Annotated in this window: 16 protein-coding genes and 2 riboswitches; of the genes, 3 read left to right on the forward strand and 13 right to left on the reverse strand. The window is 64.3% G+C overall.

The genetic code is table 11. From position 1 onward, the window contains the following. Positions 1-23 precede the first annotated feature (23 nt). Positions 24-261: riboswitch (cobalamin riboswitch) on the forward strand. A gap of 99 nt (positions 262-360) precedes the next feature. Continuing rightward, entirely contained in the window at positions 361-2,253 is a 1,893-nt protein-coding gene (locus B3M58_RS07485) for a TonB-dependent receptor domain-containing protein (RefSeq protein ID WP_296218026.1), read from the forward strand. A 153-nt stretch (positions 2,254-2,406) separates the two neighbouring features. Here the strand turns inward: B3M58_RS07485 and B3M58_RS07490 are convergent, their stop codons facing one another. The 13 genes from B3M58_RS07490 to nrdR form a co-directional block, all read right to left on the reverse strand. Continuing rightward, positions 2,407-3,204 carry a cobalamin-binding protein gene (locus tag B3M58_RS07490; protein WP_296218027.1) on the reverse strand — a complete coding sequence of 266 codons (798 nt, stop codon included), beginning with the start codon at positions 3,202-3,204 and terminating at the stop codon, positions 2,407-2,409. Then, positions 3,204-3,620 (reverse strand): MFS transporter, encoded by a 417-nt coding sequence (locus tag B3M58_RS07495; RefSeq protein ID WP_296218029.1) that lies wholly within the window; start codon positions 3,618-3,620, stop codon positions 3,204-3,206. Before B3M58_RS07495 ends, B3M58_RS07490 begins: the two co-directional genes overlap by 1 nt. Further along, positions 3,617-4,237, reverse strand: coding sequence for a GTP cyclohydrolase II (gene ribA / locus B3M58_RS07500; RefSeq protein WP_296218031.1), 621 nt, complete (start codon positions 4,235-4,237; stop codon positions 3,617-3,619). The genes B3M58_RS07495 and ribA overlap by 4 nt, the downstream gene beginning before the upstream one ends. Before the next feature lie 178 nt (positions 4,238-4,415). Beyond that, on the reverse strand, positions 4,416-5,063 hold the full coding sequence (locus tag B3M58_RS07505) for a retropepsin-like aspartic protease family protein (RefSeq protein ID WP_296218033.1): 648 nt from the start codon (positions 5,061-5,063) through the stop codon (positions 4,416-4,418). A gap of 18 nt (positions 5,064-5,081) precedes the next feature. Continuing rightward, the gene (locus tag B3M58_RS07510; protein WP_296218034.1) at positions 5,082-5,810 is read right to left on the reverse strand and encodes a substrate-binding periplasmic protein; all 729 of its coding nucleotides are present in this window, start codon (positions 5,808-5,810) and stop codon (positions 5,082-5,084) included. A 66-nt stretch (positions 5,811-5,876) separates the two neighbouring features. Beyond that, positions 5,877-6,389 (reverse strand): phosphatidylglycerophosphatase A family protein, encoded by a 513-nt coding sequence (locus tag B3M58_RS07515; RefSeq protein ID WP_296218036.1) that lies wholly within the window; start codon positions 6,387-6,389, stop codon positions 5,877-5,879. Next, positions 6,382-7,350: a thiamine-phosphate kinase gene (gene thiL / locus B3M58_RS07520; protein ID WP_296218038.1), complete on the reverse strand. Its 969-nt coding sequence runs from the start codon at positions 7,348-7,350 to the stop codon at positions 6,382-6,384. Before thiL ends, B3M58_RS07515 begins: the two co-directional genes overlap by 8 nt. Before the next feature lie 120 nt (positions 7,351-7,470). Next, on the reverse strand, positions 7,471-7,968 hold the full coding sequence (gene nusB / locus B3M58_RS07525; protein WP_414704062.1) for a transcription antitermination factor NusB: 498 nt from the start codon (positions 7,966-7,968) through the stop codon (positions 7,471-7,473). Continuing rightward, positions 7,965-8,441, reverse strand: coding sequence for a 6,7-dimethyl-8-ribityllumazine synthase (gene ribE, locus B3M58_RS07530; protein WP_296218040.1), 477 nt, complete (start codon positions 8,439-8,441; stop codon positions 7,965-7,967). Before ribE ends, nusB begins: the two co-directional genes overlap by 4 nt. Positions 8,442-8,638: 197 nt before the next feature. Beyond that, a complete protein-coding gene (ribBA, locus tag B3M58_RS07535) occupies positions 8,639-9,733 on the reverse strand; it encodes a bifunctional 3,4-dihydroxy-2-butanone-4-phosphate synthase/GTP cyclohydrolase II (RefSeq protein WP_296218041.1) in 1,095 nt (364 codons plus the stop codon). Positions 9,734-9,745: 12 nt separating this feature from the next. Then, positions 9,746-10,408, reverse strand: a complete 663-nt coding sequence (locus tag B3M58_RS07540) for a riboflavin synthase (protein ID WP_296218042.1) — start codon at positions 10,406-10,408, stop codon at positions 9,746-9,748. Between the two features lie 125 nt (positions 10,409-10,533). After that, positions 10,534-10,695, reverse strand: a riboswitch (FMN riboswitch). A gap of 99 nt (positions 10,696-10,794) precedes the next feature. Next, on the reverse strand, positions 10,795-11,907 hold the full coding sequence (ribD, locus tag B3M58_RS07545) for a bifunctional diaminohydroxyphosphoribosylaminopyrimidine deaminase/5-amino-6-(5-phosphoribosylamino)uracil reductase RibD (protein ID WP_296218044.1): 1,113 nt from the start codon (positions 11,905-11,907) through the stop codon (positions 10,795-10,797). Continuing rightward, the gene (gene nrdR, locus B3M58_RS07550; protein ID WP_296218045.1) at positions 11,907-12,371 is read right to left on the reverse strand and encodes a transcriptional regulator NrdR; all 465 of its coding nucleotides are present in this window, start codon (positions 12,369-12,371) and stop codon (positions 11,907-11,909) included. The genes ribD and nrdR overlap by 1 nt, the downstream gene beginning before the upstream one ends. 122 nt (positions 12,372-12,493) lie before the next feature. On the opposite strand from nrdR, the gene B3M58_RS07555 reads away from it, so the two are divergent. After that, entirely contained in the window at positions 12,494-12,940 is a 447-nt protein-coding gene (locus B3M58_RS07555; RefSeq protein WP_296218047.1) for a hypothetical protein, read from the forward strand. Further along, positions 12,937-13,593 (forward strand): class I SAM-dependent methyltransferase, encoded by a 657-nt coding sequence (locus B3M58_RS07560; protein WP_296218048.1) that lies wholly within the window; start codon positions 12,937-12,939, stop codon positions 13,591-13,593. Before B3M58_RS07555 ends, B3M58_RS07560 begins: the two co-directional genes overlap by 4 nt. Positions 13,594-13,615: the final 22 nt, after the last annotated feature.

A 13,615-nucleotide genomic window follows, 5' to 3' on the forward strand; every position in this document is an offset into this window, starting at 1 on the left:
CGCCGCACACGCTTATGGTGCGCGGCGTTTTGCTTGTCCGAGGTCGCCGACAGCCGTAAGGCCCAGGCGTGAAAAGGGAAGCAGGTGCGTCGCTGTCGCCTCGACAGCCGCAAAGCCTGCGCTGCCCCCGCAACGGTAACCGACAGCGCTGAAGCGATAACCGCTTCAGCGCGCGTGCTCTCAAACACCACTGGGTTCGCCTGGGAAGGTGAGAACACGCCAGTCGGCAGCCCGGAGACCTGCCTCGGTGCAATTTGATAGGTGTTGCGGAGGGCATCACCGTCAAGCGCTGGCCGCTTGCGATTGCCCGTGCTTGCCCCTGCCCTCCTCAAAAGACGTCTCCCTTTTGAGGATTTATCGATGAAACTGTCCCGTATCGCCTTGGCCGTGGCGTTGTTGCCATTAGCGGCTCACGCCGAGCCAACCACCACCCCAACGACCGCAGTGAACCTGCAACCGCTCATCGTCACCTCCGGACGCGCTGTAGAACCCGTCCAACAGGCGACAGCGGCCACCACGGTCTTTACCCGCAAGGATATCGAGCGCCTGCAAGTGCGCAGCGTGGCTGAGCTACTTGAGCGCGTCCCAGGCGTCAGCGTCAGCCGTACCGGCGGTGCGGGTAGCCAAACCGGTCTGTTCGTCCGCGGCACGTCGACTGCGCAAACCCTGGTGCTGGTAGATGGCCAACGCATTGCTGCCGCCTCCAGCGGCACCAGCAGCCTGGAGTTTCTCAGCCCGGAGCAGATCGAACGGGTCGAAGTGGTACGCGGCGCGCGCTCGGCACTCTACGGCTCGGACGCCATTGGCGGCGTTATCCAGATATTCACCCGCCAAGGCAGCGGCGACGGGCTGAAGCCCTACGTTCGCCTTGGCGCTGGCAGCAACCAGACCTTCGAGCGCAGCCTTGGCCTGTCCGGCGGCGACGCGCAAACCCGCTTCAACCTGGGCGCTGCGCTCGATGAAACCCAAGGCATCGATGCCACGCGTGACAGCTTCGGCGCCAACGGCGATGACGATGCCTACCGCAATCAATCGCTGAGTCTGAATGTCTCGCACCGTTTCAACGATGACCTGCAGATCGGCTTCAGCGCACTCGACCAACGCGGCCAAGCCGAGTTTGAGGACATCTTCAGCACCTCTCTGCCCACCACCGATTTCCAGCTCAGCAGCCTGTCTAGTTTCATCGACGCCAACCTCAACGATGCCTGGAATAGCCGCCTGGAAATCGGCCACAGCGAGGACAAGCGCGACACTGGCAACGATCAGCCGCAAGCCGGCGCAGATGCTTTCTACAGCTTCAACACCTACCGCGATTCACTTAACTGGGTGAATACCCTGGCACTGAGCGACAACCAGCAAGTGCTGCTGGGCGCCGATTGGTACGAAGATCGTCTGCGCAGCAACACGGATTTTGTCGAAGACTCGCGCTGGAACCAGGCGGCATATATTCAGCACCGCTACAAGGCTGAACACTTCTCGACCGAACTGGGCCTGCGCCATGACAAGAACCAGCAGTTCGGTAGCGAGAACACCTGGAACGCCGCGTTGACCCTGCCGTTCAACGACGACAACGACCTGATCCTGTCCTACAGCGAAGGCTTCCGCGCGCCGACCTTCAACGATCTGTACTACCCAGATTTCTGCTTTTCGGGTTTCTGCTTCCCAAGCGCCAATCCCGACCTCAAGCCAGAAATGTCCAAAAGCTACGAAGCGCAATGGCGTAGTCGCTACAGCGAAACCGGTGCGCTGGAGCTGTCGCTGTACCGCATCGACCTGGAAGACGCGATTGTGCTCGACCAGAACTTCATCCCGCAGAACGTGCAGACGGCACGGATCAATGGCTTCGAAGCCGCGCTCAAACAGGAGCTGTTCGGCTGGCAGGGTAACCTGGCACTGGCCTTGATCGACCCACGGGATCGCGACACTGGCCACACCCTCGCCCGCCGCGCCAAGCGCACACTGAGCCTGGACCTGGATCGCCAGTTCGGCGCGTTTGCCGTCGGCACCAGTTGGCGTGCGGTCAGCGGCCGCTATGACGATGCCGACAACGACACAGAACTGGCTGGCTATGGCTTGTTTAGCCTGCGCGGCAAGTGGCAAGCCAGCCAAGAAGTAGCGTTCGATCTGAAGCTGAACAACCTGTTCGACAAGGACTATGCCGAGGCGACCTACAGCACAAGCAACGGGCGCTTTGGCTACAACAGCGAAGGCCGTACCGCACTGTTTGCCGTGACTTGGACGCCTCAGCTCTGACCGCCAGCACGTAGCCCGGATTGCATCCGGGCTACGACTGCGCTGACGTAGGTTGACGCTGAGCCTGCGAAGCCCAACGGTTATGCCTGCGATCACTATGCTGGGCTTCGCGCAGCTCAGCCCAACCTACGCGCGCGCGATACTCACCCCGCCTCAATGCGCCTTGGCCAGCGCCTGGCACAGGCGCTCGGTGGCCGTGAGCATCTGGAAGCTCGGTCGTTCCAGGCCCTTGTCCGGCACCTGCAACAGCTGATTACGCGCCACGGCCGCCAGCCGTGGCCAGGCGCGCCAGGCGTCCAGTTGCGCGCCGGTGCCGGCGAGGATCACCTCGGGATCGCGTTGCAGCACGGCCTCGACGCTGACCTGCGGCGCTGGCAAGTCGAGCTCGGCAAAGACGTTTTCGGCGCCGCAGACACGCAACGCATCGCTGATGATCTGCCGCCCGCCGATGGTGTACAGCGGCGCGTCCCAGATCTGGTAGAACACCCGCAACGGCCGCTCGCGCCGGTAGCGCGCAGCCAGTTCGGCCAGGCGTTCGCTGAACTGCTGGCGAAGCCGCTGTCCCTGCTCGGCCCGGCCGATGCGCTTGCCGATCTCGGCAAACTGCTCGGCCAGGTGCGCCAGGTCGCGCGGCTCGGCGACCAACAGCGGGATGCCGAAACGCTCAAGTTGCTGGCGCTGGGCGCCGCTGATGCTGTCCGGCCAGAGCAACAGCAGGTCGGGCTGCAAAGCCAGCAGGCTTTCCAGTTCCAACTGGCCGTAGCGCCCCACGGACGGTAGATGGGCCAGAGCAGTCGGCCGCTCGCCACCATCCAGCACGCCGACCAGCAGATCGCGGGCGCCCAACTCGACGACAATTTCACTCAGCGACGGCGCCAGGCTGACCACTCGTTCGACCGCCTGCGCCGGCCAGACCAGGCACGCGAGCAGACCGGCGAGCAGGCGGATCATCAGCCGAGCTGGCGGGGGATGCGGTAGAGGTAGAGCAGGACGATGCTGGAAATCGCCAGGAGGAACAGCGGAATCGCTTCCAGCCCGGCGAATACCGCGATGGCGGCAATCCAGGCCGGTAGGCCGGCGCCGAGAAAGGCCAGGCGCCGGCGGTTGGCCAGTTCCAACCAAGCAGCCGGCTCTTCAGGCGTGTCGAGGGCCTGCTCGGTGGCCACCAGCGCGCGTTTGTAGGCGCTGAACAGTGGCAGGCTGACGAACATCGAGGCCATGCCGGCGACGAACAGCGGCATGGCCAGCATGCCGAGTTGGCGGTCGGCGCCGAACAGCAAGTTGAGCACGAACAACGGGGCCAGGCTCAGCGCTAATTGTCGCCACCAGACCAGCGCCAACCGGCGGCGTACTTCGCTACGCGTCACAGGCTTTCCTCGACCTCGCCCTGATGCAGGCTACCGAGCATGTGCCCGAGTTTGCCGGCCTTGGTCGCGAGGTACTTTTTGTTGTGCGGGTTATGGTCGATCTGCAACGGCACGCGAGTCGCCACGTTGATGCCCATGTCGCCCAGGGCTTTGACCTTGCGCGGGTTGTTGGTCATCAACTTGAGCTGGGTAATGCCAAGGTGATCGAGCATCGGCAGGCAGATCGCGTAGTCACGCTGGTCGGCGCCAAAGCCCAGACGCTCGTTGGCCTCCACGGTATCGGCACCGGCGTCTTGCAGTTCGTAGGCGCGGATTTTGTTCAGCAAGCCTATCCCACGGCCTTCCTGGCGCAGGTACAGCAGCACGCCACGGCCTTCGCTGGCGATCGCACGCAACGCCGCTTCGAGCTGGAAACCACAGTCGCAGCGCAGGCTGAACAAGGCATCGCCGGTCAGGCATTCGGAATGCAGGCGACCCAATACCGGCGCACCGTCGGACACGTTGCCGTAGGTCAGCGCGACGTGCTCCTTGCCCGTGGCTTCTTCGAGGAAACCATGCATGGTGAACACGCCAAACGGCGTAGGCAGCTGGGAGGCGGCGACGAACACGACAGACACCGGATGCTCCTAAATAGGTATGGGGCTGATAATTTGCGAGGGCGGCATTGTAACAGCAGCCCTGGCTGGCGGGTCAGCCTGAATTACCGATGATAAGGATCGAACCCACGCTCAGAGGTTGTGAAAAGATCGAGCACCTGGAGGCGGTCGCAGTAGGCGAGCGTTGTTTCACCATCGCTCAATGCTTGGACTCCAGCACCAGCACATCCTGCTCGACACGCCAGCCGACGCGGCCAAGAAAACTCATGCCGAGCAGCGCTTCGGTCGGCGAACCGCCTTCCAGTATCACGGCCTCGACACCGAGCACTTCCAGGCTGCCGACCTTGACGCTGTCGAGTTTGACCTTCCAGCCGCGCACCGTGCCACTGGCGGTACTCACCTGCAGCGGCAGCCCGTTGACCCGGTAATCGATGCCCAGGCGCCGGGCATGGCCGTCGTTGAGGGCGATCGAGGTGGCGCCGGTGTCCACCAGAAACTGCACCGGATGCCCTTCCACCGAACCGGCTACCCAGTAATGCCCGCCAATGCCTTTGGCGATGCTCAACTGGCGCTTGCTCGACTCGGCGAAGCCGTCGCTATATTCGCGGCTGAGGCTATAACTGCGCTCCACGCCGTCGACCCGCAACACCGCGCCACGGCTGTCGGCGCTGACCACCAGCACGCCGCCCGGGCCACTCTGGCCGACCTTCACCAGTTTGCGTTGACCGTCGACCACCAGCACCGCCGCGCCCGGAAACAGGCCGACCACCTGCACCTGGGGCGCCGCCCACGCCAGCCCCGTAACCGCCAGCAGCGCGCCGGCACCCAGCACTTTCAGTCCACGCATCAGGCTTCTCACAATCCGTTAATCGAAGGGGTAAGGTTGCTGCCAGCGGGCAAACAGCGGACGCAGGCTGCCTTGCTCGACCAGCCGATCCATACGCTGGTCATACAGCTTCGCCAAGGCTCGCCCACGCGGGTTATCGGCAAAGCCAAGGTACATCGGCAGGCGGGTCAGTGCGGTAATCCGGAAACGCGCCGGATCGGCCGCGCGGCTCAGCACCTCCTCGACCTCGGTATGCGCATCGATATAAAAATCCGCATGGCGATGCTCCAGCATGCCGAGGATACCGCTACGGTGCTGAATTTCCTGGTAGTGCGTCAAGTTCGGCAGATAACGCTGGTAGGCATAGCCGCGCAGCCACACCAGGCGAAAACTACCGAGCGTGGCCAGCGTCGGCCGTGGTTGCTCGATCAGCCCCAGGGCCTGGATCTGATCGGCATCGTAATGCCAACGCGGGTAGATGACGTTCTCGCGGACCTCATCGAGGTAGGAGCCGACCCAGGCATCCGCTTCACCGCGCTGCACCAGACCGATCGAGCGGGTGTAGGGCATGCTCTGGATACTCAAACGCACCCCGGCTGGCTCGAAAACCCGGCGCAAAATATCCCAGGCCAAGCCACTGCCATCGGCCTCGCTGTAATCCTCCCAAACGTCGCTGACCACCTGAATCTGCGCCGGCGGCCGCGACTCGGCCTGGGCCGCCATACCACCCACGAGACTCAGCAATAACGCCAACCAGCAACCGCGCATAGCTATCCTCGGCACTCATCAAGCCATCGCATGGCGGCATTTACCGCGCACTGTGCTCGGCTGGGTCTAGAAGCCCAACCCCGCGGCCAGGCCATTGGCCCAGCCCCACACCACCAGTTGCATGGCCAACCAGGCAAACACCCCGGCCAGCACATCGTCGAGCATGATGCCGACGCCGCCATGTACATGCCGATCGATCCAGCGAATCGGCCACGGCTTGAGGATGTCGAACAGACGGAACATCAAAAAGCCTAGCAGCAACCAGCCCCAGCCTTCCGGCACCAACCAGAGGGTGATCCACATGCCGACCATTTCGTCCCAGACGATGCCTTCGTGGTCGTGCACGCGCAGGTCTTCGGCGACCTTACCGCACAGCCAGAAGCCGAACAGCATGGTGACGCCGAGCATCAGCCAGTAGCCCCAATCCGGCAGCATCTGCCACAGCGGAATGAACGGCAGCGCGACCAGCGACCCCCAGGTACCCGGCGCTTTCGGCAAGGTGCCGGAGCCGAAACCAAAGGCCAGGAAATGCCACGGATTGCGCCATACCGACGGCGGCACTCTTACCGATTCAGTCACTGTCACTCCCAAAATGTTGATAGCCTCGCGCCGGCGGCGTGATGCATTGACCCTGCTCGTCCAACAGTTGCACGCCCTGCCCGGCCGCGACGCGACCAATCACCCGCAGCGGCCATCCCGCCGCCTGGAGGCCCGCGAGCCGCTCTGGCGGCAGGGTAAAGGCCAACACATAGTCATCCCCGCCACTCAGCGCGCAAGCACGCGCGGCCGCAGTGCCGAGCAGCGCCAGCAAACTTGCCGACAAGGGCAGTCGCGCCTGCTCGATCAGCAACGCCACAGCCGATGCCGCCGCGATATGCCCGCAATCGGCCAACAAGCCATCGGAAATATCCAGCGCCGCCGTGGCCTTGCCGCGCAATGCCTGGCCCAACGCCAACTGCGGTTGCGGCGACCAATAGCGCGCCAACAAGGGCTCGGCAATCGCGGCAGGCGCCTGCCGCTGGCCCAGCACCAACGGCAATGCGCCGGCGCCATCGCCCAACTCGCCGCCGACGCAGAGCAAATCGCCCACCTGGGCACCGCCGCGCGTCAGGGCCTGACCTTGTGGCACGCGGCCAAACACCGTGAGGGTCAAACTCAGCGGACCGCGCGTGGTATCGCCGCCGATCAAGCGCACGCCACACGGGCGCGCCATCTGATCGAGCCCCTGGGCAAAGGCTTGCAGCCAGGCAGGCTCGGCGCTCGGCAAGGTCAATGCCAGGGTAAAGCCGATAGGCGTCGCGCCCATGGCGGCCAGATCGCTGACCGACACGCCCAGCGCACGCTGGCCCAACAGAAAAGGATCCGGCGACTCGGGGAAATGCACCCCGGCGACCAGGGTATCGGTCGACACGGCCAACTGCTCGCCAGCCGGCAGCGCCAGCAAGGCGCAGTCGTCGCCGATACCCAACACCACGCCTTCGCCTGGCTGCGCACAAGACGCAGCGGCGAAGTAATGGCGGATCAGCTCAAACTCACCCAAAGGAAGTAACAACCGCAGGGCGAGCGTTGCGAGTCAAATGCACAGTGCACGAGTAGTACATGAGCATGTTGAGGCTGATCTCAACGCGGCATGGCCGAGCGCAGTAGCGGTACATGGCGGTTAACGCTTGTTGGCACGGACTTCATCGGCGCGCAGACGCGGCGCCAGTTTGTCCAGCACACCATTGACGAACTTGTGCCCGTCGGTAGCACCGAACACCTTGGCCAACTCGATGCCTTCGTTGATCACCACGCGGTACGGCACATCGATGCGGTTCTTCAGCTCGTAGGTCGAGAGCCGCAGAATCGATAGTTCGACCGGATCGATCTCGGCCAACGGACGATCCAGCAATGGCTCGAACGCCCCATCGATCTCGCTTTTCTGCCGCGGCACGCCATGCAGGATTTCGTGGAAGTAGGCACCGTCGACCGCACTGAAATCGTTATCGACGCGGAACTGCGCCTCGATTTCGTTCAGTTGCTGACCGGCGATATGCCAGGAATACAAAGCCTGCATGGCCAGGGTGCGCGCCTGACGGCGCGCCAAGGTCTTGGCGCTCGGCGCTTTCGGGCCTTTGCCTGCTTGCGGCTTGTGCGGGTTACCGTCGCCCTGGCTCACTTGGCCTCCAACTGCGCCAGCAGGCTGACCATTTCCAGAGCAGAAAGAGCGGCTTCGGCGCCTTTGTTACCGGCTTTGGTGCCGGAACGCTCGATGGCTTGTTCGATGGAGTCGACGGTCAGTACGCCGAAGGCCACCGGCACCCCGAACTCCATGGACACCTGGGCCAGGCCCTTGGTGCACTCGCCCGCCACGTATTCGAAGTGCGGAGTACCACCCCGAATCACCGCACCAAGGGCGATGATCGCGGCGAACTCGCTGCGCTGCGCGACTTTCTGCGCGACCAACGGAATTTCGAACGCACCCGGAGCCCGGATGATGGTGATGTCGCTTTCGCTCACGCCATGGCGCACCAGGGCGTCAACGGCGCCGCTTACCAGGCTTTCGACAACGAAGCTGTTGAAGCGGCCGACCACCAGGGCGAAGCGGCCTTTAGGGGCAATGAAGGTACCTTCGATGGTCTTCAGGGTCATAGCGGGTTCTCACAGTGTTTAAAGAGCCGGGGCACGCAACGGCGCACCCCGAAATTAAAAATCAGTCCCGTTCAGCGCTTCGCGACTTCCCTCAAGGGAAAACAGCACGCGTTGCGACTAGCCGACTGCACCCTCATCCGGCGCTTGGCGCCACCTTCTCCCGCGGGAGAAGGCTAAAGGCTGCGGCCGTCGGCCGTTTATTCGGAGGGCAGGTATTCTACAACTTCCAGGTCGAAACCGGATATTGCATTGAACTTCATCGGCGAACTCATCAGGCGCATCTTGCGCACGCCGAGGTCGCGCAAAATCTGCGAACCCGCACCGACGGTGCTGTAGGTGGTCGGGTTGGCGACTTTCGTCTCGTTACCCAACTGCCGTTCCAGGTGTGCCAGCAAATCCGCACCGGTCAGCGGGTTACCCAGCAGCAGCACCACGCCGCTGCCGTCCTTGGCCACCTCGGCCATGGCCGCGCGCAGACTCCAACGCCCCGGCTGTTTGACCATGAACAGGTCGCGCAGCGGGTCCATGTTGTGCACCCGCACCAGGGTCGGCTCGTCGGCACAGATGGTGCCCAGGGTCAGCGCCATGTGCACATCGTTCTCCACCGAATCGCGGTAGGTCACCAGGTTGAACTGGCCCAGCTCGCTGTCGAGTACCTGTTCGCTGATGCGTTCGACGGTACGCTCGTGAATCAGCCGGTAGTGAATCAGGTCGGCGATGGTGCCGATCTTGATGCCATGTTGCGCCGCGAACTCTTCCAGCTCGGGGCGACGGGCCATGGTGCCGTCGTCGTTCATGATTTCGCAGATCACCCCGCTCGACTCGAAACCGCCCATGCGCGCCAGGTCGCAGGCCGCCTCGGTGTGTCCGGCGCGCGCCAGCACACCGCCTGGCTGGGCCATCAACGGGAAGATATGGCCGGGGCTGACGATGTCGTCGGCCTTGGCACCCTTCGCCGCAGCAGCCTGCACGGTGCGCGCGCGGTCGGCGGCGGAAATGCCGGTGGTGACACCCACCGCGGCTTCGATGGAGACGGTGAACTTGGTGCCGAAACCGGAGCCATTGCGCGGCGCCATCAGCGGCAACTTGAGGGTTTCGCAGCGCTCGCGGGTCATCGGCATGCAGATCAGGCCACGGGCGAAGCGCGCCATGAAATTGATGTGCTCGGCGGTCACGCACTCGGAGGCGATGATCAGGTCGCCTTCGTTCTCGCGGTCCTCGTCGTCCATCAGGATGACCATCTTGCCGGCGCGGATGTCTTCGATCAGTTCTTCGATGCTGTTAAGAGCCATGCTGGCGATTCCTTAATTCTTCAAGTAGCCGTGTTCGGCGAGAAAACCTTCCGTCAGCCCCGAGGCTTTCGGCTCGGCCGCTTGGTCACCGAGCAGCAGGCGCTCCAGGTAACGCGCCAGCAGGTCCACCTCAAGGTTGACCTGCCGCCCGGGGCGGTAGTCGACCATGATGGTCTCGGCCAGGGTGTGCGGCACGATGGTCAGCTCGAACTCGGCGCCATTCACCGCATTCACCGTCAGGCTGGTGCCGTCGACGGTGATCGAGCCCTTGTGCGCGATGTACTTGGCCAGCTCGCGCGGCGCGCGAATGGTGAATTGCACGGCGCGGGCATTGTCGGCGCGGGCGATGACCTCGCCGACGCCATCGACATGGCCGCTGACCAGGTGGCCGCCAAGGCGAGTGGTCGGCGTCAGGGCCTTTTCCAGGTTGACCTTGCTGCCGGGTTTCAGATCGCTAAAGGCGGTACACGTCAGGGTCTCGCGGCTGACGTCGGCCCAGAAGCCGTCGCCAGGTAGCTCCACGGCGGTCAGGCACACGCCATTCACCGCAATGCTGTCGCCGAGTTTGACGTCAGCCAGGTCGAGTTGGCCGGTGGCCACGTAGACGCGCACATCGCCGCCCTTGGGCGTCAGTGCACGGATGCTGCCGATGGATTCGATTATGCCGGTGAACATGCGCCCTCCGCTGCGTCGCTGGATTGAGTATGGAACAGCATGGACGAACTCCTGTTTTGATTAAAACAGGGCAGTGCCGATCGATAGGGATTTCACAGACACACGCATGGCGCCCATGGAGGGAATCCCGCTCTCTCTTTATCCGGACTCTAACCGTCGGCCCCGGAATCACACCGGGTCTGCTGACCTTGTCCGCACGCCAAACAGCGGTGACAAGCGCTCGCGGGCTAGGCGCATTGCGCACCATTACCGCCGGTGGGGAATTACACCCCGCCCTGAGAACGTTGCGGCCACCTAAGCGGCCGAGACGCGTTTTACCACACTTGCCGCAGGCCTGCATGCCTACCTGGGCGCGGCACGCACTGCGTACGGCGACAAAGCCCAGCCTACGACGTGGGCACCGCGGTGATCCGCCAATCGTCGCCAACCGCACGCATGTCGACGATCTTCAGCGCCTGCGCCTCGACCATGCGTGCCAGCGGCAAGTCGAGCAGCGGCCGCGCACTGGAACCGAGAAACTTCGGCGCAACGAACAACTGGTACTCGTCGACCAGGCCTTGCTTGGCGAACGCCCCCGCCAGACGCGGCCCCGCCTCGACCAGGATTTCGTTGGCACCGCGCACCGCCAGCTCGTTAAGCAGCTTGCGCAAGTCAACATGCCCATTGCTGCCCGGCACGGCCAATAGTTCATGGCCATCGCCGAGATAGCGATCACGCGCCGATGCCGCGGCACAGGTGGCGACCAGCGCCGCACCGGCCTGGAAAAATGGCGCGCTCAACGGCACGCGCAAGCGCCCATCGACCAGCACGCGCAGTGGCGGCCGGATCATCGCCAGGGCCGTCAGCTCGGCATTCAGGCCCAGTTCATCCGGGCGTACGGTCAACCGCGCATTATCCGCCAGCACCGTGTCGGCGCCGGTCAACACCACACTGGCGCGCGCACGCAGGCGCTGCACCGCGGCACGCGCCGCCGTCCCGGTGATCCACTGGCTTTCACCGCTGGCCATCGCCGTGCGGCCGTCCAGGCTCATCGCCAACTTGACCCGCACGAAGGGCAAGCCCTGCTCCATGCGTTTGATAAAGCCCGCGTTGAGCGCCCGCGCCTCGGCTTCCAGCACACCGCTCTGCACCGCGATGCCGGCATGCATCAGGCGCAGCAGGCCGCTGCCGGCGACGTTTGGGTTGGGGTCCTGCATGGCCGCGACCACCCGCGCCACACCGGCATGCACCAGCGCATCGGCGCAAGGCGGCGTGCGGCCGTGGTGGCTGCACGGCTCAAGGGTGACGTAGGCGGTGGCGCCGCGCGCCTTGTCGCCGGCCTGGCGCAGGGCGTGCACTTCGGCGTGCGGCTCGCCCGCGCGGGCGTGCCAGCCTTCGCCGACGATCTGCCCGTCGCGGACAATGACGCAGCCGACGCGCGGGTTGGGGTGCGTGGAATACAGGCCTTTATTGGCCAGCTCCAAGGCGCGGGCCATAAAGGCGTGATCGGAAGTCATCATCAATCGTGCGACGGCTCGCGGGACAGCCGGTCGATTTCCTCGCGAAATTCGTTGAGGTCCTGGAAGCGGCGATACACCGAGGCGAAACGGATATAGGCGACTTCATCGAGCTTTTGCAGCTCGGTCATCACCAGTTCGCCGAGCACCAGCGACTTGATCTCGCGTTCGCCCGTGGCGCGCAGCTTGTGCTTGATATGGGCAATCGCCGCCTCCAAGCGTTCGATGCTCACCGGGCGTTTTTCCAGGGCGCGCTGCATGCCGGCACGCAGCTTGTCTTCGTCGAAGGGCTGGCGGCTGCCGTCTTGCTTGATCAGACGCGGCATCACCAGTTCGGCGGTCTCGAAGGTGGTGAAGCGCTCTTCGCAGGCCAGGCATTCGCGGCGACGGCGCACTTGTTCGCCCTCGGCGACCAAACGCGAGTCGATGACCTTGGTGTCGTTGGCGCCGCAGAAGGGACAGTGCATAGGAGCAACAGCCTTGAACAGGAAGGCGCCATGGTAGCGCATCCCACAGGCAAGACAAGCCGAGGGCTTTGCGGTATACAGGCGCGCGCATTCCATCACTCTATTTCGGGCTTCTGGTTCCAATGCACGCATCCTCCTCGCTGCGATTGCTCGCTCTGCTCAGCCTTGTCGGCCTGCTCGGTGCCTGCGCCAGCACACCGCCGGCCACGCCCGCGGCGCCAGCCAAGCCCAGCGTGCCGACGCCCACGGCGCCAGCGGCAGATTTACGCGAACTCAGCGGCAGCCTGCTCGGCGTACCGAGCGGCGCGGATGCCGAGCTGGCCTTGCTGACGCTCAATGAGCGCGGCCTGCCGCAAGGCTTGCTGGGCAATATCCAATTACGCGGCACTGGCGCCGCGCTGCCCTTTCGCCTGATGTTCAATCCGCAGGCCTTCGCCCCAGGCACACGTATCGAACTGCGCGGGCGCGCCCACCAGACTGGTCGACTGATTCTGCGTCTACCTCTGCAACCGATTCGTCACGGGCAAAGCCAGGCACTGGGCGAACTGCGCCTGGTTCCGGCGCCATGACGGCACCAGCGGCGTTGCAGGCCGCACTGGGCGAACTGCTCGGCGACGCGCAACTCACCGCGCAGCCCCTGCCCGGCACCGCGCTACAGCTCTGGCTGATCGATGCGGCGAACATGGATCGCTGTTTCAGCCCGGAAGAAACCCGCCTGATCCTCGAAGAACCGCCCTACTGGTGTTTCTGCTGGGCCAGCGGCCTGGCGCTGGCGCGCTGGCTGGCCGAGCACCCCGAGTGGGTGCGCGGCAAGCGCGTGCTGGATTTCGGCGCAGGCTCCGGCGTGGCGGCGATTGCCGCGGCCAAGGCCGGCGCGCTGGAAGTGCTGGCCTGCGACCTCGACCCGCTGGCGCTCGCGGCCTGCCGGGCCAACGCCGCGCTGAATCAGGTGGAGCTGAGTTACTCCGCAGACTTCTTCGCCGAGGCCGACCGCTTCGACCTGATCATCGTCGCCGACGTGCTCTACGACCGCGCCAACCTGCCGCTGCTCGACCAGTTTCTCAGCCGCGGCCGCGAGGCACTGGTCGCCGACTCGCGGGTACGCGATTTCCAGCACCCGCTGTACCAGCGCCTCGACGTGCTGGAGGCCTGCACCTGGCCCGACCTGGCCGAGCCCGCCGAATTTCGCTACGTCAGCCTGTACCACGCACAGCGCAATTGACCCACGCCTTGTTTCCGCAAGC

Source organism: Pseudomonas sp. UBA2684 (assembly GCA_002354655.1).
In the GTDB taxonomy this organism is placed as follows: domain Bacteria; phylum Pseudomonadota; class Gammaproteobacteria; order Pseudomonadales; family Pseudomonadaceae; genus Aquipseudomonas.